This window comes from Candidatus Binatia bacterium, from assembly GCA_035631035.1.
Classification (GTDB): Bacteria; Eisenbacteria; RBG-16-71-46; order SZUA-252; family SZUA-252; genus DASQJL01.
The window spans coordinates 128,339-150,772 of record DASQJL010000060.1; the positions used below are offsets into that span (position 1 = coordinate 128,339).

Consider the following 22,434-nt stretch of genomic DNA (forward strand, 5'->3'; position numbering starts at 1 on the left):
GGCTCGACTCAGCCCACGGAGGAACCCATGAGCCATACGATTTCCGATACCGCCGGTCGCGGCGTCCCCGTGGCCGGCGAGCACCGGGGGATCCTCGACCGGGTCCTCGGCCTGTTCGCCGACGTGCGCGGCGGCGAGGGCGTCACCGCGCTCCTTCTGATGTTGAACATCTTCTTTCTCCTCGCCTCGTACTACCTGCTCAAGACGATCCGGGAGCCGCTGATCCTGGCGCAGCCGGGAGGCGCGGAGGTGAAGAGCTACGCCGCGGCGGCGATCGCGGGCGTCCTGATCGTGCTGGTGCCGATCTACAGCGCCATCGCCTCGCGCGTGTCGCGCGTGAAGCTGATCAACGGCGTGACGCTGTTCTTCATCGGCTGCCTCGTCGCCTTCTTCCTCGCCGATCGGGTCGGCTACGCGGTCGGGACCGCCTTCTTCGTCTGGGTCGGGATCTTCAACCTGATGGTCATCGCCCAGCTCTGGGCCTTCGCCAACGACGTCTACACCGTGGACCAGGGAAAGCGGCTCTTCGCCATCGTGGGCGTCGGCGCCTCGCTCGGTGCGATCGCGGGCTCCTTCGTGACCGGAAAGCTGGTCAAGGCGTTCGGACCCTATCCCTTCATGCTGGCCGCCGCGGCGCTTCTCGGGATCTGCATGGTGCTCACCAACCTGGTCAATCTGAGGGAGAAGCGGGGCGTGCACGGCCAGCCGGAGACGCCCGGCGACCGCGCCGCGGCCGCGGATCAGCCCGCCGCGGCGGACACGGGCGAGAAGAGTCGGAGCGGCTTCATGCTCGTCCTCACCAACCGCTACCTGCTCCTGATCGCGGCGCTGATGATTCTCTCGAATCTCGTGAACACGACGGGCGAGTACATCCTGGGGAAGACGATCGTGAACGTCCTGGCGGCGCGGCAGGGAGGCGCCGTGGACGAGGAGAAGGCGATCGGCGCCTTCTACGGGAACTACTTCACCATCGTGAACATCGTCTCCTTCCTGATCCAGGCGTTTCTCGTCTCGCGCATCCTCAAGTGGTTCGGGGTGCGCACCGCCCTTCTCGTGCTTCCCTTGGTGGCGCTGGTCGGCTACGCGTCGATGGCGTTCGTGCCGATCCTCTCCTTCATCCGCGGCGCGAAGATCGCCGAGAACTCGCTCGACTACTCGCTCCAGAACACGACGCGCAACGCCCTTTACCTGCCCACGAGCCGGGCGGCCAAGTACAAGGCGAAGCAGGCGAACGACACCTTCTTCGTTCGCCTGGGGGACGTGATCTCGGCGGGTCTCGTCTTCGCGGGAACCACGTGGCTCGCGTTCCGGCCCACCGACTTCGCCAAAGTGGCGCTGGCGCTGATCGTGATCTGGATCGGCGTCGCCTTCGCGCTGGGCCGCATGTTCCAGCGGCAGGCGAAGACCGCCTAGAGCGACGCGCCGGCGCGCCGCGGGGCGCGTCCGGCGCGGGTCAGGCCCGTTCCCAGGCCGCGGCCGGCTGCGCCGTGTCCTTCTCGGCGAGATCGCGCGTGGCCGGTCCGTTCACGACCCGGCCGCGGCTGTCGAACCGGGAGCCGTGGCAGGGGCAGTCCCAGCTCTTCTCGGCCGAGTTCCAGCGCACGACGCATCCCAGGTGGGTGCAGACCGCCGACATCTCGTGGAGCGTCCCCGAGGGGTCGCGGTAGGCCGCCACCTTGGTCAGGCCGCGTCGCAGCACCGCGCCCTCGCCGGGAGGGATCTCGTCGGCGGAGCCGACGTCGCCGCCCGTCACGTAGTCGGCGTACTTGGATACGAAGTTCAGGTTCTCCTTGGCCAGCTCTCCCGCGGCGCGCAGGCTGACGCGGCCCGGGTCGTAGAGCCGGGCCCAGGCGTTCTCGCGGCCCGCGATCAGATCGCGGAGGAGCAGCCCCGCGATGGTGGAGTGGGTCATCCCCATCCCCGAATCCCCCGTCGCGATGAAGACCCGCGACCCGCTCTTGTCCGGTCCGATGAACGCCACGCCGTCCATCGTCTCCATGACCTGCCCCGACCACCGCGCGACGAACTCCCGCGCCTGGGGGAAGCGCTCGCGCGTCCACGCTTCGAGGGCCGCCCAGCGCTCGTCGGCGTCGTCGGCCTGTCCGGTCTTGTGGTCCTCGCCCCCCACGAGCAGGAGATCCGGCCCTCCCTGGCTCTCCGGCTGCAGGCGGACGTAGTGGTAGGGGTCTTCGGTGTCGTAGTAGAGGGCGCGCGTCACCGAGCCGGCCGGCACGCGGGCGGCGACCACGTAGGTGCGGTAGGCGGCCTGCTTGGGATGGACTCCGATCAGCTCGTGCACGGGCGAGTTGGTGGCGACCACGACGGCATCCGCCTGGACGGTGACGCCGTCCGCCGTCTCGACGCGGGGCGGCGGGCCGTGATGGACCGCGGTCACGCGCGTGCCGCCGTGGATGCGTCCTCCGGAGCGCTCGATCGCGTCGGCCACGCCCTGCAGGTAGCGGAGCGGGTGGAACTGCGCCTGGTTCGGAAAGCGGAGGCAGGGCCCCGTTTCGAACGCGTCGAGGGGCGCCCGGTCGGCCCACGCGACGCCCGACACGCCCGCGCGGCGCGCCGCCTCCAGCTCCCGCTCCAGCTCGTCCCGGGGATCGCCGGGGGCGGCGAAGAGATAGGCGTCGAGTCGAAGGAGGTCGCAGGCGATCCGCTCCCCCTCGGCGATCGACTCGATCGTGTCGATCGCGGCGGTGTGGCTCTCGGCCGCGAGGCGCGCCCCCTCGGGTCCGTGGACCTGCTCGATCCAGTGGTAGCGGTCGTCGATGACGTTCGTGAGGTGCGCGGTGGTTCGCGAGGTTTCCCCGCCCGCGGTGGCGCCGTCGTCCAGGACCGCCACGCGCAGCCCTTCGCGGGCGAGCAGGTAGGCGGTGGTGAGTCCCGCGATGCCGGAGCCCACGATGCAGACGTCGGCGCGCAGGTCTCGGGTGAGCGGCGGGCGGGCAGGCAGCGGCGGGACGTCCATCCACACGGAGCGCGTGGCGCCGGAGTCGCTCTTCATGGCTCGGTCTCCTCTTCGGCGAGACCCCAGGAGCCCACTTCCCCTGCCTTGAGTCTAGGCCCTCCGCGCGCGAAAGCGCAACGAGCCGTCAGCGCGCGGGTTTCACGTCCGGCGTGCCCGTGTCCACGCCTCGCTGCCGCAGCAGCGTTCGCGCCGACTCGGCGAGCTCCGCGTACGTCTCGCGGATCTTGTCCAGCTCCTTGTCGTCCAGGTCTTCCAGATCGAGCAGCGCGTTGTGCGCGCCCTCGAGCGCCCGGATCAGCTCGTCCAGCTTGAGGTGGACCGCCTCCGAGTCCCGGTTCTGCGTGTTCTGGATGAGGAAGACCATCAGGAAGGTGACGATCGTGGTGCCCGTGTTGATGACGAGCTGCCACGTGTCGCTGTAGTGGAACATCGGCCCCGTGAGTCCCCAGACCACGATGATCGCCGCCGCGACGGCGAACGCGCCCGGGCGGCCCGCGGCGCGCGAGGTCGCCTTGGCGAAGCGCGTGAACCACGACCTCCGGGCGGGCGCCTGGCGCCGTGCGACCGGTTTCGCGTTCTTCCTTCGTCGTTTCGTCGGCATCTCGGCTCCTCAGCTAGGGAGCGCCGCGACCGCAGTCGCGAGCCGCTCCAGGTCGTCGTCGTCGTTGTAGAGCTGGGCCGAGACGCGCGCCCAGATCCTCCCCCGCCATGCGTGCACCTGAACCTCGATCCGATCCTGGAAGAGGAGCCGGTCGCGGACGCGCGCGGCGTCCTCCGGCTCGCTCCCGAGACGCTCGGGCATCGGGATCGTCGTCATGGGGCCGGTCATCGACTCCGGCGCCGCCGGCTCCGTCCCCCACCGCTCCGTAAGGAACGCGCGGGCGCGGAGCGCCAGCGCGCGGTTGTGCTCGCGCACCGCGTCGGCCCCCAGCTCCTCGAACCAGTCGAGCGCGGCGGGCGTCGCGAGCCACGCCGAGGGGTCGCGCGTGCCCACCCAATCGAACTCCGCCAGGAACCCCCGGCCGATGCCCCAGGAGATCACCGGGGGATGCAGCTCCTCCTGCCGCTCCGGCGCCGCCCAGAGAATGCCGCAGCTCCGCGGCGCGAACGCCCACTTGTGGAGGTTCGCGGCGTACCAGTCGGCGCCGATCGCGCCCAGCGCGCTCAAATCCACCGGGACGGCGCCGGGACCGTGCGCCCCGTCGACCAGCACCCGCAGGCCGAGCGCCTTCGCCTTCGCGACGATCGCCTCGAGCGGCAAGATCAGGGCGCTCTCCGAGGTGACGTGGTCCACGATCAGGAGCCGCGCTCGCGGCGAGAGCGCGGCCGCGTACGCCTCGGCGATGCCCTCCGCCGAGAACGGCGGACCCGGAAGCGGGACCTCCCGCACGACCGCGCCGGTCTCCCGCGCGCGGAACGCGGCGGCGTTCCGGATCGCGCCGTAGGCATGGTCGGAGATCACGATCTCGTCGCCCGGCCGGAGGGGAAAGGAGCGGAGCACCGCGTTGATTGCCGTCGTGGCGTTGTCCACGAAGACGAGGTCCTTCCCCTCGGCGTTCAGGAATCGGGCGACCCGGTCCGCGGCCGCGCGCATCCGCGGCGGCTCCGCGCGCGGACCGCCCACCGCGATGGCCGAGAGCTCACGCAGCAGGAAGCGCGCCGGTTGGAGCTCCACTTCCCGGCGAATCCGCTCCTGCGCCTCGAACGCGCGGCGGGGCGGCGCGCCGACGGTCCCGTGATTGAGGTAGACGAAGGCGGGATCGAGCAGCCACTCGGAACGGATCGCCTTGCCGAAACGGCTCATCTGAACCGCTCCGGGCGCAGGGGCTCGAGATCGATGGCGGGCCGCTCGCCGGACACGAGCGCCGCGATCAGGGAGCCGGTCACCGGGCCCAGCGAGAGTCCGAGCATCGCGTGCCCGGTCGCGACGAGGAGATTGTCGCGGCGCGCGGAGCGGCCGATGTACGGCAGCCCGTCCGGCGTGCAGGGGCGAAGCCCGCTCCAGGGCTCGATCCCGGCGAAACGGTCCGGGGTGAAGGCCGGCAGATAGCGTCCCATCGAGCGCACGATGCCCCGGATGCGCGGCGGATTGACGCCCAGCGTGCCGGCCCCGAGCTCCATCGTGCCGCCGACCCGGAGCGTGCTTCCCATTGGGGTGATCGCGACGCGCGCCTCCTGCAACAGCAGCGAACGGCGCGGCCGCTCCGGAGGTTCGGGCAGGGTGAGGCTGTAGCCCTTCCCCGGCTCGAGCGCGATCGGAACGCCGAGCGGCCGGAGCACCGCGCGCGACCAGGAGCCCGCGGCCACCACGAATTCGTCGCCCCGATGCTCTCCGCGGGGCGTGATCGCCGCTTCGATCCTGCGCCCCGAGGCGCGCCACCCCGTCACGCCCGATTCCCACGCAAAGGCGCCGCCCCGCTCGCGCACGAGACGCGCGAGCGTCGCGCAGAAGCGCTGCGGCGTCACGTGCGCATCCATCGGGTAGTGCACCCCGCCGGTCACGTCCAGCGTGAGGGACGGCTCCAGCGCCGCCACGCCCGCGCGATCGAGGATGACGGCCTCCATGCCCAGCTCTCGCGCGGCCGCCGCGTGGCGGCGCTCCACGTCGAGGGCCGCCTCCGAGCGGAAGAGGAGGAGAAGCCCTTCCTCGGTGAGCCCGAAATCGTTGCCGGTACGACGGGCCAGCTCCTCGAAAAGCGACCGGCTGGTCAGGTTCAAATCGCGGAGGAGCGGCCCCGCGCGGCGCGCGCGCTCCGGCCGCGAGGCTCTCCAGAAACGGAAGGACCAGGCGAGGAACGCGGGATCCAGCCGTGGGCGCACCCAGAAGGGGCTCTCGGGATCGCCGAGCCAGCGGAGCGCCTTCCCCACGACCCCCGGCGATGCGAGCGGAATGAAATGGCTCGGCGAGATGAATCCGGCATTGCCCAGGGAGCAGCAGTCGTGGTGTTCCGGCCCCCGCTCGAGGACGGTGACCTCGTGCCCCCGCTCCAGGCAGTACCAGGCCGTGGCCAGGCCCGACACGCCCCCGCCCACGATGATGATCTTCTTGCCCGCCACCCGCCCTCCTTGGCATTACCCCTGCACCGCAAGGACTGGAGGGCGAATCTAGCATAGGAGAGGGATGGGTGTAGCGCGCGGACCGTCCGTAAGCCCTTTTCCAGCAACGGAAGATTCCGCGGCGCGCCACGGGCGGCGCGGGGCGGTGTAGGAAACGAGCGACAGTGAGACCCCGTTCCGTCAGGAAGGAGCGTTTCCGTGTTTCGAAGAACAGCGATCTGGATAGCGATGGCGGCGGCCGTCGTTTCCGCGGGGTGCTCGTCGCGACGAGGCGACCAGCTCTCCCAGGACGACTACCCCTACGCGGGGCCGCCTTCCGATTCGTATAGCGACGCCCGCGGCGCCTCGAACGGACGCGCGGCCGCGAACCGACACGATGCCGCTCCCAGGACGGAGCGCGACCGCCGTTCCGGCGACACCGATTACTACGGCCGCTGGGCGTACGCCTACGGCCGCGACCCGTCGTACGACTATTATCTCGCCTCCTCGTATGGCGACGGCGGCTACTACGATCGCGGCTACGACGACGACGGCTACGGCGACGACGAATACGGCTACCCCGTCACGGTCTCCTACTTCTACGACGAGCTCGATCCCTACGGCGACTGGTACGACGACCCGCGTTACGGCTGGGTCTGGTACCCCGAAGCGACGTACGCCGGCTGGCGCCCCTACCTCAACGGGCACTGGGTCTACACCGATTGGGGCTGGGCCTGGGTTTCCGAGGATCCCTGGGGAGCCGATCCCTATCACTACGGCCGATGGGCCTGCGACGCTTCGAATCGCTGGATGTGGGTCCCCGACGACGTGTGGGCGCCGGCGTGGGTGTCGTGGCGCTACGGCGACGGCTGGGCCGGCTGGGCGCCGCTTCCGCCCGAGGCGACGTGGGACGTTTCCTTCGGGGTTCGCTACGCCGACGACTTCGTCGCTCCGTCGCGCTGGTGCTTCGTTCCGGCGACCCGGCTCACGAGCACGCGGCTCCGCTCGTACGTGGCGCCGCTTCCCGAGACGCGGCGGATCTACACCGAGACCCGGGATCTGACCCGCTACGCGTCGGTGAACGGGCGGGTGGCCGAGCGCGGACTTCGGCCCGCGCTGATCGAGCGCGCCACGGGACGAGACATCCCGCAGTACCGCCTGACGACCCGCGAGGGCGGCCTCCGGCGCGACATGGTGCGCGGCAGGACCCTCGTATCGCCGATGCCGGTTCTCGCGCGAGAAGGTAGGGGGCGCGGCGGCGAGCGCCTCACCACCGAGATGCGCGCGCGCCGCGATCGCTTCGAGCGGGAGATGCGGGTTCGCGGCGGCAGGCTGGAGCGCGGGCAGCGGATGCCTCCGGGGCGCGGCGGCGAAATGCAGGCGCGCGGACGGCTCGAGCGCGGAGCGCCGGTCGAGCGGCAGCGTGGATTCGATCGCGCGCGGATGGAGCAGGATCGGCGGGATCAGATGCGCATGGAGCGGGACCGCCGGGATCAGGCGCGCGTGGAGCGGGACCGCAACGCCCGCGAGGACCGTGCGCTTCAGCAGCAGCGCTTCGAGAGCCAGCAGCGGCAGCGCGGCTTCGAGCGCCAGCAGCAGCAACGCTACGAGCGCGAGCAGCAGGGCCTGCGCCAGCAGCAGGAGCAGCGCCAGCAGCAGCGCATCGAACGGCAGCAGCAATACGACCGCGGCCAATCCCAGCAGCGCCGCAGGGATCGCGCTGAAGCCGAGGGGCGCGCTCGCGCCGAGCAGCAGGCCCAGCGCGACCAGGCCCGCCAGCAGGCCGAGCAAGCGCGGTACGAGCGCCAGCAATACCGGCAGCAGGCGGAGCAGGAGCGCTACCAGCGCCAGCAATACCGGCAGCAGACAGAGCAGGAGCGCTACCAGCGCCAACAGCAGCAGCAGCAGCAGGACGCTCGCGCGCGTCAGGAAGAGCGCCGCCAGCAGGCACAGGCGCAGCAGCCACAGCAGCAGCAGCAACAGCAACAGCAGCCGCAGCAGCGGGTCCGGCAGGAGCGCGGCAATCGCGGCGGCTCCGACCAGGAGCCCAGCCAGGACCAGGGCTCCGATCAACGGGGCCACGGGCGGGGGCGCGGCCACAACCGCTGATCCGTCCGGAAATCGCTTGGCACGCCCGCGGGCCTCTTAGTACGGTCTCACCCGTACGGTCCGCGGGCGCTGCGTTTTCCGCGCCGCCCCGGGGCCGGGCGCGGAGACCATGAGCGACTGTCTCTTCTGCCGCATCGTCAGCGGCGAGATCCCCTCGAAGCCTGTGGCCGACACGGCCGACCTCCTCGCGTTCCGCGACATCGCGCCTCAGGCTCCGACCCACATCCTGATCATTCCCAAGCGACACATCGCCCCCTCCGCCGCGGAGCTCACGCCGGAACATGGGACGCTCCTGGGGCAGCTCTTCCCGTTGGCGGCGCGCATCGCCCGCGACGAGGGGCTGGGATCGGGGTGGCGGCTCGTGACCAATGTCGGCCCGCACGCGGGGCAGACCGTCTTTCACCTTCATTTCCACCTCGTGGGAGGCGCCCCGCTGGGGCGATTCGGATCATGAGACGTCGCCGATTCATGAAGCTCATGGCCGCGAGCGCGGCCGCCGTCCTGACCCAGCCCGTGGGGCGCTCGCTCGCCGCCGCGGCCAAGCATCCCGCATCGCCCCCGCCGGAATCGCCGGCGATGTCGGCGGCCACCCGGAAGGAGATCGCCAGCCAGAAGAAATCGGTGGCCGACATGCTGAAGGTGATCCGCGCCTACAAGCTCCCGCCGGGCAGCCGGCCCGCGTTCCTCTTCCGGGCCGAGAAGCGGAGCGTCTCCCGTGCCTGACCTCCACGCCGATCTCTGTTTCCAGCCGGTCGCGCAGCTCTCCGACCTCATCCGCCGGAGGAAGCTCTCCCCCGTCGAGCTGACCCAGGCCTACCTCGACCGGATCCGGCGCTACGCGGCCGAGATGAACGCCTTCGTCACGGTGACGGACGACGTCGCGATGCGGCAGGCGCGCGAGGCGGAGCAGGAGATCCAGCGCGGCCGGCGCCGCGGCCCGCTGCACGGCATTCCCTACGGCGCGAAGGATCTCCTGGCGACGGCGGGGATCAAGACCACCTGGGGTGCGGCGCCGACCCGGAGTCAGATGTTCGACAAGGACGCCACGGTGATCCGGCTGCTGCGCGAGGCGGGCGCGGTGCTCTTGGGCAAGCTGGGGATGGTGGAGTTCGCGGGATGCCTCGGCTACCGCTTCGCCAACGCCTCGCTGACGGGCCCCGGCAGGAATCCGTGGAACCTGGACCGCTGGACCGGCGGCTCCTCGTCGGGATCGGGCGCCGCCGTGGCCTCAGGGCTGGTCGGCTTCGCCATCGGCACCGAGACGTGGGGGTCGATCCTCTGCCCCTCCGCGTTCTGCGGCGTGACGGGACTCCGCCCCACCTACGGGCGGGTGAGCCGTGCCGGAGGGATGGTCGGATCGTTCACGCTCGACAAGATCGGCCCGCTCGCGCGGAGCGCGGGCGATTGCCGCATGGTGCTCGAGGCGATCGCGGGCCCCGACCCCGACGATCCGAGCGCGGCCGACGAGCCGGTCCGCATGCGGCGCCGCCGGCTGGACCTGCGGAGCCTGCGCGCCGCGCTGGTGCCGCTGGATTTCGCGAAGACTCCGGGCGCCGAGCCCGAAGTCGGCGCCGCCTTCCGCGCGGCCGTGGACGAGCTGCGCGGCGCGGGGCTGCCGATCGAGGAGGCGAAGCTCCCCGAGTTCCCCGCCTCGGAGACGGCGACGACCGTCCTCTATGCCGAGGCGCTCTCCACCTTCGAGAAGTTCTTCGACGACGGCACGGTGCGCCAGCTCAAGGATCCCTACGCCCCCTACCAGCGCGAGGTCACCGAGGCGCTCACGGGCGCCGACTACGTGAAGGCAACGCGCATGCGCGCCGTGCTCCAAGAGAAGATGCTCGACTTCTATTCCCGCTACGACGTCATCGTCACGCCCAACTTCATGTCGGTCGCGCCGCCGGTGGCCGAGGACCTCGTGAAGACCCTTCCCTACGCTGATCCCGTCGGCGCCATCGGAAACGCGTGCGGCCTTCCCGCGATCGCGCTGCCCGCCGGCTTCGGCCGCGGGCACATGCCGGCCTCGTTCCAGATCATGGGATCGGCGTTCGAGGAGGGACTGCTGCTGGACCTGGGCGAGCTGTACCAGGCGCGCACGTCATTCCACGTGCAGCGGCCACCCCGCTACGCCTAGACCGGCGCAGCAACGGGCGCGTCGCGCCCTCGGGCCCTAGGCCGAGCCCAGGGCGGCGCTGAGCTCCCGGATCGCGTCGATCGCGCGGTCCACTTGATGGCGATGCGTGCGCGACGCGAGGATGGCGAGGCGCAGGAAGCGCTTCCCCGAAAGCCGCGTGGTCGAGAGAAAGGCGCGGCCGTCCTCTTCCAGCGCGCGCGCCAGCCGGTCGTTGCGCTCGTCGGCGTCGGCGCGGTCGGGCGCCATCCGGAAGACCACGATCGAGAGATCGGGCTCGGGTCCCACCTCGAGCCCCGGAATCTCCGAGAGGCGCCGGTGCGCATAGCGCGCCAGCAGCAGCTTCTCCTCGAGCGCCGCCTCGAACGGCCGCGTCCCGAGCAGCAGGAGCGGAAGCCAGAGGCGAAGCCCGCGGAAGGGGCGGCTCAGCTCGGGCGAGAGCTCCGACGGGGAGGGCTCCTCCACCTCGTGCGCTTCGTCCGGAACGTACGCCGCGTCGAAGCGGTGCGCCGCGCGCATCGCGCGCGCGTCCTTCACCAGCACCGCCCCCACGCCGTAGGGGATGTGCAGCCCCTTGTGGGGGTCGAGCACCACCGAGTCGGAGCGCTCGATCCCCGCCAGGATCCGCCGCCCCTCGGCGGCGAGCGCGAACATGCCGCCGTAGGCGCCGTCCACGTGCATCCAGAGGCCGCGGCGTCGCGCGACGTCGGCGATCGCTTCCAGCGGATCCACCGCGCCGGCGTCGGTGGTGCCCGCGGTCGCGACGATCAGCCACGGGATCCGTCCGGCGCGGGCATCCTCGTCGATCATCCGGTCGAGCGATTCGGGGTCCATGCGCCAGTGCGCGTCCATCGGGACGCGGCGGAGCGGGGATTCGCCGAGGCCCGCGACGCGGAGTCCCTTGGGGATGCAGTGATGGACGTGCTCGGTCGCGTAGATCACCGCGCGTGGCACCTGCTCGGAGCGGAGGTTCGCCGCCTCGCGCGCGGCGAGGATCGCGCTCAGGTTCGCGAGGCTCCCGCCCGAGGCGAGCGAGCCGGCGGCGCTCGCCGGATAGCCGACCGTCGAGCCGAGCCAGCGGAGCACCTGGTTTTCGACGCGCACCGCGCCCGGACTTCCCAGGAAGTGACCCGTGAAGCGATTGCTCACGGCGGCGAGGAAGTCGGCGATGGCGGCATGGTAGAGATTCCCGCCCGGGATGTACCCGAAGAACCCGGGCGCGTGGGGCGTCATGCCCAGGGCGTCCACGTGCCGGACCAGAAGCGAGAAGACGGTGGCGGCGTCGACCGGCTCGGGGCCGATCGGGAACTCGGTGATCGCGCGGTCGCCGTGGTCGCGCACGCTGGGGACGCCGCGCTCGACTTCGTCGGAGAGCGCCTCGGCGTGGACGAACGCGGCTTCGGCCAGGGACTCCCGCTCTTCCGCGTCGGGGTGAAGCGGAGCGGTCAGCCGTTCCAGCTCGAGGAGCCGGGCGAGGAGGGGGTCGGCCGCGGTGGCCGCGGCGCCCCGGTCGTGGGCCACGCCGAGGACTGTAGCACGCGTCTCAGCCCGGACCCAGGAACCTGACGATCTCCTGCCGCAGCCAGGGCGGCGGATAGGCGGCCATGAAGGCCATCACGCCCAGCGTCGCCAGCACCAGGAGCACCCCCTTGAGCCCGCGGCTCCGGGAGCGCCGCTGCATGTCCAGCTCGTAGAAGCGCCAGAGAAGCTCGGCTTTCTCCTCGGGCGTCAGGGGGCGTCCCTTGGCCAGCTTCTGCACCACTTTCGGCAGGCGCCGGCTGTCGCCGCGGTAGCTGCCGTTCCACTGCGGGAGCGGCAGGTCCGTCCGCCCCTCCTGGATTTCCCATCCCCGTTCGTGCTTGTCCATAGGCTTCCCCCGATCCCGGTCGCGGAGGGCACTTCCCCGAATCCCAGGAATCGGCAGATCGCCCCCCGGACTTGAGGGGAAATCGCGGCGAGTTCAGGCGTTCAAGTACCGCTCGCGCAGGACGTTCTGATGATGCAGCTCGTGGCCGGCGATCACGTACGCCGCCGCGCGCACGCTCATCCGCGCGTCGTTCGCCGTGCCGGACCGCCCCCACATCGCCTCGGGAAGGTTCTCGAAGAAGGCGACGGTGGCGGCGCGGACGTCGCGATGCTCGTCCAGCAGGCTGGAAAGCGAGCGCGACGCGTACCCCGACTGCGGCGTCCATGCGTTCTCGTCGAACCCGGGAAGCGGCGTGGCATCGTTGCGGGAGAAGCGGAGGGCGCGATAGGTAAACACGCGCTCGCAGTCGATCACGTGCCCCAGCACCTCCTTCACGCTCCACTTGCCGGGCGCGTAGCGGAAGTCGCCGCGCGCTTCCGGCAGCGCCCCCACGAGCTCGCGCATGGAGCCCACGCCCGATCGCAGCGCGCCGAAGAGGTCGTCGCCGACGAGGTCGATGTAGCGGCCGTAGTAGGGAAGGAATTCGCCGGGCGCCGGCCGAGCAATCAGCAGCATACGTGGAGGCTCCTTTCGTGTATGGTCTTCCGATGCCATTCGCCACACTGGGCTTGCCGCCCGCCGTCCTCAAAGGGGTGCGGGCCGCCGGATATACCGATCCGACGCCCGTCCAGAACCGCGCCATCCCGCTCGTGCTGTCGGGACAGGACGTGATCGCCGCGGCGCAGACCGGAACGGGAAAGACCGCGGCGTTCATCCTCCCCATCCTGAGCCGTCTCCTCGAGGGCCCCAAGCGCATCCGCGCCCTGGTGCTGACGCCGACCCGCGAGCTGGCCGCCCAGGTGGAGACGAACGCCCGCGATTATGCCCGCTTCACCGACATCCGGGTGGGAGTCGTTTACGGCGGCGTGCCCCTTCCGCCCCAGGAGCGCCAGATGAAGGCCGGGGTGGAGCTGCTCGTCGCCACGCCGGGGCGCCTCCTCGACCTGCACGACCGCCTCGCGCTCCGCCTCGACTTCATCGAGATCCTGGTGCTGGACGAGGCCGACCGCATGGTGGACATGGGCTTCGCCCCCGACCTGAAGCGCATCCTTCGCCTCCTGCCGTCGGAGCGCCAGACGCTCCTCTTCTCGGCGACGATGCCTCCGGAGCTGAACAACGTCGCGAAGGACGCCCTCAAGAACCCGGCGCGGGTCGACCTGGCCCCTCCGTCGCGGCCCGCGGCGGGGATCACGCAAGCGGTCTATCCCGTGGCCCGCGACAAGAAGACCGACCTCCTCGACGCCATGCTCTCCAAGGACGAGGCCTCGAGCGTGATCGTCTTCGCGCGCACCAAGCACGGCGCCGACCGCCTGGCCAAGCTGCTCGTGCGGCGCGGCCACTCGGTGGCCTCGATCCACGGAAACCGGAGCCAGAGCCAGCGCGAGCGCGCGCTCTCCGACCTCCGCCGCGGACGCGTGTCGGTGCTGGTCGCGACCGACATCGCCTCGCGCGGGATCGACGTGGAGGGGATCACCCACGTGATCAACTTCGACGTGCCGCACACGCCCGAGGACTACGTGCACCGCATCGGGCGCACCGGCCGCGTCGACGCGGTCGGCGACGCCTTCACGCTCATGGCTCCCGAAGAGGGAAAGCAGATGACCGCCATCGAGCGGTTCCTCGGCCGCGCCATCCCGCGCGTCACGCTGCCCGACTTCGACTACAAGGCGCGCCCCTCGGACGGCCGCCGCGAAGAGCGGAGCGGCCGCGAGGATCGGGCCGGAAACGGCTCACCTCGCGAGCAGGGCTCCGGCGCGCGCGAACGGCGCGGCGCCACCTACCCCGGCTCCTCGCGCGAAGGGCGCCACGGCGGCGGCGCGGCCGGCGGGCCGCGGCGCGGCGGCGGTTCCCGGCGGCCCGGCTCCGGACCCGGGTCGGGATCCCAACCCCGCTCCGGCGGTCCGCGCAACGGTGGCTCCGGCCGCGGCGCGGGATCCGAGAACGACCGGCGGCGTCCCGACCAGGCCACCCCCGCGGGGGATGCCGATCGCCATGGGCGGCGTCCCCGCAAGGTGACGTCGGCCGAGCGCATGCGGCGAGGACGCCACTAGCCCGTTCGTCATGAGCTTCAAGCCGGCATCGATCGAGATCATCGGCGCGCCCGTGGACCTGGGCGCGGGACGCCGCGGCGTGGACATGGGCCCTTCGGCCATCCGCATCGCCGACCTCGAGCCGCGCCTGGAGGCGCTGGGGCACAGCGTCTCCGACCACGGCGACGTGGACGTCATGATCCCCGAGACGCTGGAGGTGGGCGCCGGGGTCCTCCGCTACAAGGCGGCCATCCTGGCCGCCTGCGAGTCGCTCCGGATCGAGGTGGAGCGGATCCACGGCGCCGGGCGCACCCCGCTCGTGCTGGGCGGCGACCACTCGATCGCCATCGGATCGGTCGCGGGGACCTCGAACCACTTCGACATCCGCTCCCAGCCGGTCGGGCTGATCTGGTTCGACGCCCACGGCGACTGCAACACTCCGCTCACGACCCCTTCCGGAAACATCCACGGCATGTCGCTCGCCGTCCTCCTCGGGCAGGGCGACTCGGAGCTGGTCCGCCTGGGCGGGCGCGCGCCGAAAGTGAAGCCGCAGCACGCCGCGGTCATCGGCGTGCGCGATCTCGACACCGGCGAGCGGGAGATGCTGCGCGACTCGGGGGTCGCGGTGTTCACGATCCGCGACGTGGACGAGCGCGGCATGAAGACCGTGGTCGGCGACGCGATCCGCATCGCCGGCACTGGCACGGGGGGGATCCATCTCTCGTTCGATCTGGACGTGCTCGATCCGGAGGAGGCGCCGGGGATCGGCACGCCGGTTCCGGGCGGCATCACCTACCGCGAGGCGCACCTCGCGATGGAGCTCCTCTGCGAGAGCGGGCTCGTCGTGGCGGCCGATTTCGTGGAGGTGAACCCGGTGCTCGACACCCGGAACTCGACCGGCGCCCTGGCGGTCGAGCTGGCGCTCAGCCTCTTCGGCAAGCAGATCCTCTAGCGCCGCTCCGCCAGGAGCTGGAGCTGCCAGAGGTCGCGGCCGCTCCCCCGCCAGAGCGGCATCATCGCGAGCTTCCCCGTGGGTCCGATCGAGCGGTCGAGGAATTTCATCTCGACGAACGCGTCCCGGACGGCGGGATCCACCGGGAGATCGATCCCCGCCGCGCGCGCGAGCAGGACCCCCTTCGCGCGAAGGCCCAGCTCCAGGTGGATCTGGAGCCAGCAGAGCATGTCGGCCACGACCGGCCCCGGGAAGCGGGCCCGCAGCGATTCGAGGTAGGCGCCCGCGTGCGTGTGGCGGAACTCCCCGCTCGCGATCAGCTCCAGGAGCTCCACGTCGCCGTCCAGCCCCTCGCCCAGCCAGGCCTCGGTCGCGCGCTCGCTCCGCTCGAAGACGAACGCCACGACCAGCGGCATCGTCGCGACGAGGAGCGCCGCGGAGACCAGGGGGTTCAGCACCACGTGGTTCCAGAGGGAGTGCAGGAAGATCGCCGCGCCAAGCCCCGGGAGGAACCACCGGAAGGAGGCGCCGTGCCGCTCCGTGAGGCTCTTCGCCAGGATCCCCGTGATGGCGGTCGCCGAGCCGTGCATCACCGCGGTGCCCAGCCCGCGCGCGATCCAGACGCCGGCGCCCGCGGCGCCCGCGCCGGCGTAATAGGCGTTCTCCACCAGCGCGAAGCCCGCGCCCGCGGCGAAGCCATGGATCGCGGCGTCCACGAGGAAGCCGACGCGGCCACGGCGGATCAGCATGACCAGCAGCGCCGCCTTGAGCGACTCCTCGACGACCGGCGCGGCGTAGCGGCGGAGGAGAACGGAATCGAGCCCCGCGCGCAGGAGGCTCGCGTTCACGACGTAGGCGATGCCGGCGGCGACGAGCCCCCACCCGATCGAGCGCAGGACGGCGCGGCGCGTGGTCAGCTTGTAGCTGTCGAGGATGAGGAGGGCCGCGAGGAAGAGCAGCACCGGCAGGACGCCCGCGAGCAGGGGGAAGAGCGGCGTCACCGGATCCGTCTCACAGGATCTTCAGCGAGACCATCCACTCGTCGTCGCCGGGTCCGCCGCGCCGGAACGCCCGCGCGTACCCCGCCGACAGCGTGAGCGGCGACACGGTGAAGAGCTGGAGCCGGAGATCGGCCTGGATCCCCACGTCCGCGGCGGTCGCGCGGGAATCGGCGTCGTCGAGGTTGGTCACGAGTCCCCCCGCAAAGAGAGAGGCGCGGAGCCAGGTCGCGTAGAGCGCGAGCGATCCCGCGCGCCGGAAGCGGAGCGGCGGGAGGTTCAGGTCGAGCGTGGTCTTGGCGTAGTTCCGTCCCGCGATCGAGTTCAGGTCGGTTCCCGGGAACGCTTCCGCCTCCCGGTAGCGCTTCGGGTCGTGGTAGTCGATCACGTTGTTCCCGAACCCTCCAAAGTAGAAGTTCGCAAACGGCTCCTCCCGGTCTCCCGGCGAGAGGCCGGCCGCCGACCGGAGCCAGACCGAGGCGTGCGGCGCCGGGAGCGGCACGCCCAGGTCGAGCGTTCCCTCCGCGTGGGGGAATCCGCGCCAGGCGGCCCGTCCCCCGCGGATGAAGCGGACGCCGTCGTTCGCCAGGGTGACCGATCCGCGCCAGCCGCGCTCGTAGTCGGCCGAGCCGATCGAGCTCCTCAGATTTCGGTACCGGAGCACGGCGGAGCCGGAGAGCAGCTTGTCGAATCCCGGCGACGTCGCGACGTTCTGGTAGTCCGGCAGGCGCTCCAGCCCGCCCCAGCCGCTCGCGGACAGGTCGAGAAGGAGCGATTTCGGCGCGTCGTCCATCAGCGTGCGGGAGTACCCCAGCGTCCCGCCGTAGCCCTTCCGGCTCACCTTCGTGGGCCCGCCCAGATCGTAGAAGGAGGCGCCGTTCCAGCGCGCCTCGAGATTCCACGGCGCGCGCGCCGCGCCGAGCGCCGCGTGCCAGCGTTCGCCCGCCGGCAGCCCGCGCGCGGGCGAATAGGAGAGGGAGAGGTCGATCGCATCCAGGCCGAGCGGATCGGAGAGGATCGCCTGGAGTCCCGCGGCCGTGTAGTCCTTGTACCCCTCGACGATCGGGTAGAGCGAGGCGAGCCCCAGATAGGATCCGGCGCGGTAGAGCCCCTCCTTCCGGATGAGCGAGTCGAGCGGCACCACCGAGGGAGGCGGCACGCGCCAGGTCGTCACCGCCGGGCGCCGCTCCGTGAGCGCCTGCCCCAGGAAGGTGATCGCGCTGACGTCCTGGAGCGGACGCGCCTCGATCGCTGCGGGGACGAAGCCCCCGCCCGCGTAGCGGAAGACGATGAGCGAATCGGCGCCGAGCGGAATGGGGCGGAAGAAGCCGGTCTCGGCATTGGTCACCACGCTCATCGAATCGCCGTCCAGGTCGTAGCGGAAGATGTTCGACACGCCGGTGTAGTAGGAGCTGCCGTAGAGGCGGCGGCCGTCGGGAGCGAAGACGAACCCGGCGGGGATCGACGCGCCGAAGTCGTAGAGCGAGACCGACGCGGTGTCGCCGGCGATCAGCGAATCGGTCTTCCACAGGCGGAGTGACTGCCGCCCGTTGATCTCGGCCACCGAGCCGGCGAGCAGCTTCCCGTCGGGAGAGATGTCGATGTCGTAGAGATCGCGGCCGAACGGAAACGTGGCGACCCGGGCGTAGTCGGTGTACGGCCGCAGCATGCGAACCAGGGTCGACACGCCGTTGAAGTGCCGGATCCCCCAGAGGGTGCCCTCCTTCGCGTCCCACGCGAGGTCCCCCACCCGCGCGTCCTTCTGGAGGACGCGGCTCTTCTTCGTGCGCAGGTCGTAGGCGCAGAGGTCGCGCCATTCGTTGTTGTCGGCCGTGTAGAAGATGGTGCGGGTCTCCGGATCGAACGCCAGGGACGAGACGAAGTAGAGCGCGGGACCCTTCACCTCGAGAAGCCGGCGCGGCGGCGCCGACGCGGCCGGGGCCGGCGCTCCGCCTCCGGCTTCCGGCGCGGCGCCCGCGATGGCTGGAGCGGTCTCCTCCCCGCCGGGCAGGGGCACGGCCACCAGCGACGCGGGCGCGCCCGGGTAGTACGCGGCGGCGATCAGGGAGCGCGACGCGGGATCGACGAAGGCGCGCGAGACGGAGCCGAGGGGACGGTCGGAGAGGTCGCGGTACCCCGTGACCGGATGGAGCCGGATCGAGTCGAGATTGGCGCTCTGGAAGCGCCGCTCCCAGGCGATCCAGCGCCGCCATTCCTCGTTCAGCGACCGCCCGTAGACCGAGTGGAACTGCCCCGCGAACCACCGATGCGAGCCGGGGCGGCGCGCGATCCACGTCATCAGCGAATCGGTGCCGTACTCGTACGCGAGATAGGTCATGAACCGGGTGCCGTAGAGATAGGAGTTCACGCCCACCTGGAAGTCGACCTTCGCCCCTTCCGACTCCAGCCCCAGCGGGTCGTAGAAGCGGCTTCCGTCCTTCGTCATCGCTCGGAAGACCATCTCGTCGTACGGGCCCTGCGCCCGCCCCAGCCCGCCCGCCATCCAGGTCTCCAGGAAGACGGCGGCCCCCTCGTGGTACCAGCGCGGCGCCGCGCGGCGCGGCGTCGTGAGGAACGAGTAGAGCACCGACTCGGGATGGCGCGAGGTGTCGCGCACCTTGCCGGCGAACAGGCCGCGGAAGAAGCGGTCCATCCCCGCCGCCTGGTCCAGCGCGGCGACGTGGACCCCCTCGTGGTTCATGGTGAAGTTGATCCGCTCGTTCGAGGGGCCCGTCTCGTAGACGAAGTTCACCGGCGCGATGTGGACGACCATGATGTCGCGCGGCGTCACCCCGACCCCGGCATTCCCGAAATCGGAGGCGTCGTCGAGGATCACGTTGACCTTCTCGCCGGGCCGGTAGTCGAAGAGGCGCTCGTGGAAGCGGATCGAGTTCTCGAAGCAGCGCGCGGCGTAGGGAGCGAGGAAGGAGAGGGCGGGCGCGGGATAGACGAGCCTCAGGTCGTCGGTCTCGAGGACGCGGAGCTGGGCGCGCGCGGGCCCGGCCCCGGTGGCGAGGAGGACGGCCGCGACGGCTCCGGCCCACCACCGCCGCGCGCCGCGCGCGCGCTCCTCCGGGCAAACGAACGAGGAGGCCCCCCCCACGGGGCCTCCCCGCCTGCGGCACTCGGGCGATCGGAGCCCGTCCTGCGTCACGCGATCCGGTGCATCGGTCGGTCCGTCTAGTTGCCGTTCTCGGTCGGCACGTTCGCGGTCCTGCCGTTCTCGGTCGGCACCAGCGCGGTCTTGCCATTCTCGGTCGGCACCTGCACCGTCTTGCCGTTTTCGGTCGGCACCAGCACCACCTTGCCGTTCTCGGTCGGCACCAGGACGAACCTGCCGTTCTCGGTCGGCACCCGGACGGTCTTGCCATTCTCCGTCGGCACCAGCACGGCCTTGCCATTCTCGGTCGGCACCAGCACCAGCTTGCCGTTCTCGGTCGGCACCACGATCGTCTTGCCATTCTCGGTCGGCACCACGATGGTCTTGCCGTTCTCGGTCGGCACCGTGATCGTCTTGCCGTTCTCGGTCGGCACCAGGACCGTCCTGCCGAACTCGGTCGGCACCAGCACCGCCTTGCCGTTCTCGGTCGGCACCAGGATCGTCTTGCCGTTCTCGACCGGCACCAGGATCGTCTTGCCGTTCTCGGTCGGCACGCTCACGGTCTTGCCGTTCTCGGCCGGCACCAGGATCGCCTTGCCGTTCTCGGTCGGGACCAGGATGAGCTTGCCGTTCTCCGTCGGCACGCGCACCGTCTTGCCGTTCTCGACGGCCACGAGGACCGCCTTGCCGTTCTCCGTCGGAACCAGCGAGACCTTTCCGTTCTCGGTCGGCACCCGTACCAGCTTGCCGTTCTCGGCCGGCACCAGGATGGTCTTGCCGAAATTGGGATCGGTCGAGATCTTGTGGAACAGGTCGCTCTGGAGGAACTCCTGGACCGCGGGATCGGACAGGTTCACGTCCTTGTCCGCGATCTGCTCCACCTGGTACCGCTTGGCTCCGCCGATCGTCCCTTCCACGCCCGAGCGAGGCGGGATGAGCCCCTTCATGGCCGCGATTCCGACCCCGGCCGCCACCACGAGACCCGCTACGACGACCCATCGTTTACCGTTCATGGGACCTCCCTCCTCTCGCGAACCGCCACCGCCTTGTCGCGCCGGCCGTTCGCATGCAAGACACCCATCGCGCCGGAAAGTTGGCGCGCCCTGCGAAAAAAAGCATCAGTTCGTTTTCGGCCCTGACAGGCCGGCGGCTGGGGCCGCGTTCGCCCGGAGCGCGCCTCGGACTGTCCCTCCCGGAGCCTCGACGGCGATGCGGATCGGAGCGTCCCCGGCGCCGGCGTCGATGACGAGACCGATTTCCGCCCGGTCCCGCCCGGCCTGGCGCACGCGGACCCAGCCGGGTCCGTACTCCACCCCGCCCCGTGAAGAAGGCATGGTCACGAGCCGCTCGACCCGGGACGCGCCCGGAGGAAGCTGGACCGTGACCAGGACCGGGTCGACGGCATCGGCCTGCACGGCCACCATCGCCCGGTCCTTCGACCGGAACACCTCGAACCGGACGTTCGCCCGGCCCAGCTCGAAGCTCTGGTCGTCCACCTTGGTTCCGGCGATGCCGCCGGCGACGCTGCCGGCCCCCCGGACGAGGGGCGCCATCACGCCGTCGGACGGCATGCTGCCGGTGCCTCGCCACAGGCCACTCCCCGAAGCCAGGGCGAAGACGACCACGCCCGCCGCGGCGCCCGCCGCGAACGGGATCATCCGGGGAACGATCCGCTCGCGCAGCTCCGCGCGAACGGCCTCGAACCAACCCTGGCGGGACGTTTCCGGACGACTCCCGATCGCGCGGAGAACGTTCTGCCGGAGGTCCGACGGCGGATCCTCGAGCGGGACCCGGTCCAGCATCCGGGCTACCGCCTCGTCGCTTTCGTTCTCGTCGTTGGCGCGCGGCTTCATGTCAGCGCGACTCCTTTCCGTTCCAGGATCGACCCGAGGAGCCTCCGCGCGGTGAAGAGGCGCGATTTCACGGTCTTCTCGGGAAGCTCGATCACGCGGCTCATCTCCTGATAGGAGAGCTGCGCGAAGTGCCGCAGCAGGATCACCTGCCGGTAGTCGGAGGGCAGCTCCTCGATGGCCTCATGGATGCGGGCGCTGGTTTCGCGCTCCTCCGACTCCGCTTCCGGCGACCGCTGCTCCGCGGGCGTCTCCTCGTCCAGCGCCTCATGGCGCGGGCGTCGCTGCACCAGGTTCAAGGTCTCGTTCCACAAGATCCGGTAGACCCAGCTGAAGAATTTCCGGCCCCGGTCGAAGGTCGCGAGCTTCTGGTACGCCTTGATGAAGGCGATCTGCGTGACGTCCTGCGCGTCCTCCCGGTTTCCCGTCATGCGGAGCGCCACGTTGTACAGGACCCGCTGATGGGCGGCGACCAGCTCGCCGTAGGCGTCGGCGTCGCCGTCCAGAGACCGGCGGATCAGCTCCGCTTCACGCGCTCCGTCCATACCTACACGGGCGGGCGCCGGAAGTTGGCGCGATTCCACGGCGAGGCGGCTACTCAATGAGGAGGACGCGGTCGAGCCCGGCGTAGCCGAAGATGCTGCGGATCCGCGGGCTCAGGTTGGTGAGGAGGAACGTATGGCCCCCCTGGTGGAGGCGCTTGTACGTTTCCAGGATGACGCCGATTCCGGCGCTGGAGATGTATTCGAGCTCGGAGAAATCGGCCACGGAGGGTCCCTGCAGGCGGCCGAGCGCGGCCAGCGCGGCGTCGGCCTGGGAGGCGTCCAGGCGGCCCACCAGACGTACGCGGTCCTCGCCCTCGAACCGAGCCTCGAACATCAGGGCGCGACCCGCTTCCGGACCGTGATCGTTCCGGAGCGCCCGTCGTGGTGGTACTCCAGGCCGTCGGCGAGCCGCTGCACGAGATGCAGCCCGAGGCCGCCCGCCTTGCGCTGGGCGATGGGCGCGTCGGGGAGTGCCCGGGGCCGGGTCACGTCCCAGGGGCGCGCGTCGAAGTCGCGCAGCACGAGGAGGACCGCATCCTCCTCGCGCCGGAGCCCGATGGCGACGGGCTCGTTCCCGCTTCCGTACTTCACCATGTTGGTGAAGAGCTCCTCCGCGATCAGGTCCAGATCGAAAGCGACCGTCCCGTCCAGCCCTTCGTCCCTGAGAAAATCGGCGATCATGCCGAAGATCGGCTCGAGGGAATCGAAGGATCGCGGGAAGCGCCGCTCGTCCACGCGCACACGAT

The 22,434-nt window shown here is 70.9% G+C and carries 21 protein-coding genes; 7 read left to right on the forward strand and 14 right to left on the reverse strand.

Translation table 11 applies throughout. The features are described from left to right. Positions 1-27: 27 nt before the first annotated feature. Positions 28-1,413, forward strand: coding sequence for an Npt1/Npt2 family nucleotide transporter (locus VE326_06115; protein HYJ32779.1), 1,386 nt, complete (start codon positions 28-30; stop codon positions 1,411-1,413). Between the two features lie 40 nt (positions 1,414-1,453). On the opposite strand, the gene VE326_06120 is transcribed toward VE326_06115, so the two are convergent. The 4 genes from VE326_06120 to VE326_06135 all read right to left on the reverse strand — a co-directional run bounded on the left by VE326_06120 (position 1,454) and on the right by VE326_06135 (position 6,031). Continuing rightward, on the reverse strand, positions 1,454-3,010 hold the full coding sequence (locus VE326_06120; GenBank protein HYJ32780.1) for an FAD-dependent oxidoreductase: 1,557 nt from the start codon (positions 3,008-3,010) through the stop codon (positions 1,454-1,456). 88 nt (positions 3,011-3,098) lie between these two features. Further along, positions 3,099-3,575, reverse strand: coding sequence for a low affinity iron permease family protein (locus VE326_06125; GenBank protein HYJ32781.1), 477 nt, complete (start codon positions 3,573-3,575; stop codon positions 3,099-3,101). Positions 3,576-3,584: 9 nt separating this feature from the next. Further along, positions 3,585-4,778 (reverse strand): aminotransferase class V-fold PLP-dependent enzyme, encoded by a 1,194-nt coding sequence (locus tag VE326_06130; protein HYJ32782.1) that lies wholly within the window; start codon positions 4,776-4,778, stop codon positions 3,585-3,587. Next, entirely contained in the window at positions 4,775-6,031 is a 1,257-nt protein-coding gene (locus VE326_06135) for an FAD-dependent oxidoreductase (protein HYJ32783.1), read from the reverse strand. Before VE326_06135 ends, VE326_06130 begins: the two co-directional genes overlap by 4 nt. 198 nt (positions 6,032-6,229) lie before the next feature. Between VE326_06135 and VE326_06140 the strand changes: the two genes are divergently transcribed. From VE326_06140 to VE326_06155, 4 genes are all read left to right on the forward strand, one after another. Continuing rightward, on the forward strand, positions 6,230-8,119 hold the full coding sequence (locus VE326_06140) for a DUF6600 domain-containing protein (GenBank protein ID HYJ32784.1): 1,890 nt from the start codon (positions 6,230-6,232) through the stop codon (positions 8,117-8,119). Positions 8,120-8,228: 109 nt separating this feature from the next. Beyond that, a complete protein-coding gene (locus VE326_06145; protein ID HYJ32785.1) occupies positions 8,229-8,573 on the forward strand; it encodes a histidine triad nucleotide-binding protein in 345 nt (114 codons plus the stop codon). After that, positions 8,570-8,842 (forward strand): hypothetical protein, encoded by a 273-nt coding sequence (locus tag VE326_06150; protein ID HYJ32786.1) that lies wholly within the window; start codon positions 8,570-8,572, stop codon positions 8,840-8,842. Before VE326_06145 ends, VE326_06150 begins: the two co-directional genes overlap by 4 nt. Then, positions 8,835-10,250 carry an amidase gene (locus VE326_06155; protein HYJ32787.1) on the forward strand — a complete coding sequence of 472 codons (1,416 nt, stop codon included), beginning with the start codon at positions 8,835-8,837 and terminating at the stop codon, positions 10,248-10,250. The genes VE326_06150 and VE326_06155 overlap by 8 nt, the downstream gene beginning before the upstream one ends. A gap of 36 nt (positions 10,251-10,286) precedes the next feature. On the opposite strand, the gene VE326_06160 is transcribed toward VE326_06155, so the two are convergent. The 3 genes from VE326_06160 to VE326_06170 all read right to left on the reverse strand — a co-directional run bounded on the left by VE326_06160 (position 10,287) and on the right by VE326_06170 (position 12,729). Then, complete coding sequence (locus VE326_06160; GenBank protein HYJ32788.1) at positions 10,287-11,768, reverse strand: aminotransferase class V-fold PLP-dependent enzyme; 1,482 nt, start codon at positions 11,766-11,768, stop codon at positions 10,287-10,289. Positions 11,769-11,790: 22 nt separating this feature from the next. Beyond that, a complete protein-coding gene (locus VE326_06165; GenBank protein HYJ32789.1) occupies positions 11,791-12,114 on the reverse strand; it encodes a hypothetical protein in 324 nt (107 codons plus the stop codon). Between the two features lie 93 nt (positions 12,115-12,207). After that, complete coding sequence (locus VE326_06170) at positions 12,208-12,729, reverse strand: DinB family protein (protein ID HYJ32790.1); 522 nt, start codon at positions 12,727-12,729, stop codon at positions 12,208-12,210. A 32-nt stretch (positions 12,730-12,761) separates the two neighbouring features. On the opposite strand from VE326_06170, the gene VE326_06175 reads away from it, so the two are divergent. Beyond that, the gene (locus VE326_06175; protein ID HYJ32791.1) at positions 12,762-14,264 is read left to right on the forward strand and encodes a DEAD/DEAH box helicase; all 1,503 of its coding nucleotides are present in this window, start codon (positions 12,762-12,764) and stop codon (positions 14,262-14,264) included. Between the two features lie 10 nt (positions 14,265-14,274). After that, complete coding sequence (rocF, locus tag VE326_06180) at positions 14,275-15,195, forward strand: arginase (protein HYJ32792.1); 921 nt, start codon at positions 14,275-14,277, stop codon at positions 15,193-15,195. Here the strand turns inward: rocF and VE326_06185 are convergent. The 7 genes from VE326_06185 to VE326_06215 all read right to left on the reverse strand — a co-directional run bounded on the left by VE326_06185 (position 15,192) and on the right by VE326_06215 (position 22,423). After that, a complete protein-coding gene (locus VE326_06185; GenBank protein HYJ32793.1) occupies positions 15,192-16,196 on the reverse strand; it encodes a PrsW family glutamic-type intramembrane protease in 1,005 nt (334 codons plus the stop codon). The genes rocF and VE326_06185 overlap by 4 nt on opposite strands. Positions 16,197-16,206: 10 nt before the next feature. After that, complete coding sequence (locus VE326_06190; protein HYJ32794.1) at positions 16,207-19,296, reverse strand: hypothetical protein; 3,090 nt, start codon at positions 19,294-19,296, stop codon at positions 16,207-16,209. Between the two features lie 77 nt (positions 19,297-19,373). After that, positions 19,374-20,306, reverse strand: a complete 933-nt coding sequence (locus VE326_06195) for a PQQ-binding-like beta-propeller repeat protein (protein HYJ32795.1) — start codon at positions 20,304-20,306, stop codon at positions 19,374-19,376. Positions 20,307-20,411: 105 nt separating this feature from the next. Further along, positions 20,412-21,146 (reverse strand): hypothetical protein, encoded by a 735-nt coding sequence (locus VE326_06200; protein HYJ32796.1) that lies wholly within the window; start codon positions 21,144-21,146, stop codon positions 20,412-20,414. Continuing rightward, positions 21,143-21,688, reverse strand: a complete 546-nt coding sequence (locus VE326_06205) for a sigma-70 family RNA polymerase sigma factor (GenBank protein ID HYJ32797.1) — start codon at positions 21,686-21,688, stop codon at positions 21,143-21,145. Before VE326_06205 ends, VE326_06200 begins: the two co-directional genes overlap by 4 nt. A gap of 49 nt (positions 21,689-21,737) precedes the next feature. After that, positions 21,738-22,022: an STAS domain-containing protein gene (locus VE326_06210; protein HYJ32798.1), complete on the reverse strand. Its 285-nt coding sequence runs from the start codon at positions 22,020-22,022 to the stop codon at positions 21,738-21,740. Then, positions 22,022-22,423, reverse strand: a complete 402-nt coding sequence (locus VE326_06215; GenBank protein ID HYJ32799.1) for an ATP-binding protein — start codon at positions 22,421-22,423, stop codon at positions 22,022-22,024. Before VE326_06215 ends, VE326_06210 begins: the two co-directional genes overlap by 1 nt. Positions 22,424-22,434 lie beyond the last annotated feature (11 nt).

What these genes read in the sequence shown, in the direction of transcription:
- VE326_06115 (HYJ32779.1), top strand. Translation starts at nt 28, where the DNA reads ATGAGCCATACGATTTCCGATACCGCCGGTCGCGGCGTCCCCGTGGCC.
- VE326_06120 (HYJ32780.1), bottom strand. Translation starts at nt 3,010, where the DNA reads ATGAAGAGCGACTCCGGCGCCACGCGCTCCGTGTGGATGGACGTCCCG.
- VE326_06125 (HYJ32781.1), bottom strand. Translation starts at nt 3,575, where the DNA reads ATGCCGACGAAACGACGAAGGAAGAACGCGAAACCGGTCGCACGGCGC.
- VE326_06130 (HYJ32782.1), bottom strand. Translation starts at nt 4,778, where the DNA reads ATGAGCCGTTTCGGCAAGGCGATCCGTTCCGAGTGGCTGCTCGATCCC.
- VE326_06145 (HYJ32785.1), top strand. Translation starts at nt 8,229, where the DNA reads ATGAGCGACTGTCTCTTCTGCCGCATCGTCAGCGGCGAGATCCCCTCG.
- VE326_06150 (HYJ32786.1), top strand. Translation starts at nt 8,570, where the DNA reads ATGAGACGTCGCCGATTCATGAAGCTCATGGCCGCGAGCGCGGCCGCC.
- VE326_06165 (HYJ32789.1), bottom strand. Translation starts at nt 12,114, where the DNA reads ATGGACAAGCACGAACGGGGATGGGAAATCCAGGAGGGGCGGACGGAC.
- VE326_06170 (HYJ32790.1), bottom strand. Translation starts at nt 12,729, where the DNA reads ATGCTGCTGATTGCTCGGCCGGCGCCCGGCGAATTCCTTCCCTACTAC.
- VE326_06175 (HYJ32791.1), top strand. Translation starts at nt 12,762, where the DNA reads ATGCCATTCGCCACACTGGGCTTGCCGCCCGCCGTCCTCAAAGGGGTG.
- rocF (HYJ32792.1), top strand. Translation starts at nt 14,275, where the DNA reads ATGAGCTTCAAGCCGGCATCGATCGAGATCATCGGCGCGCCCGTGGAC.
- VE326_06195 (HYJ32795.1), bottom strand. Translation starts at nt 20,306, where the DNA reads ATGAACGGTAAACGATGGGTCGTCGTAGCGGGTCTCGTGGTGGCGGCC.
- VE326_06200 (HYJ32796.1), bottom strand. Translation starts at nt 21,146, where the DNA reads ATGAAGCCGCGCGCCAACGACGAGAACGAAAGCGACGAGGCGGTAGCC.
- VE326_06205 (HYJ32797.1), bottom strand. Translation starts at nt 21,688, where the DNA reads ATGGACGGAGCGCGTGAAGCGGAGCTGATCCGCCGGTCTCTGGACGGC.
- VE326_06210 (HYJ32798.1), bottom strand. Translation starts at nt 22,022, where the DNA reads ATGTTCGAGGCTCGGTTCGAGGGCGAGGACCGCGTACGTCTGGTGGGC.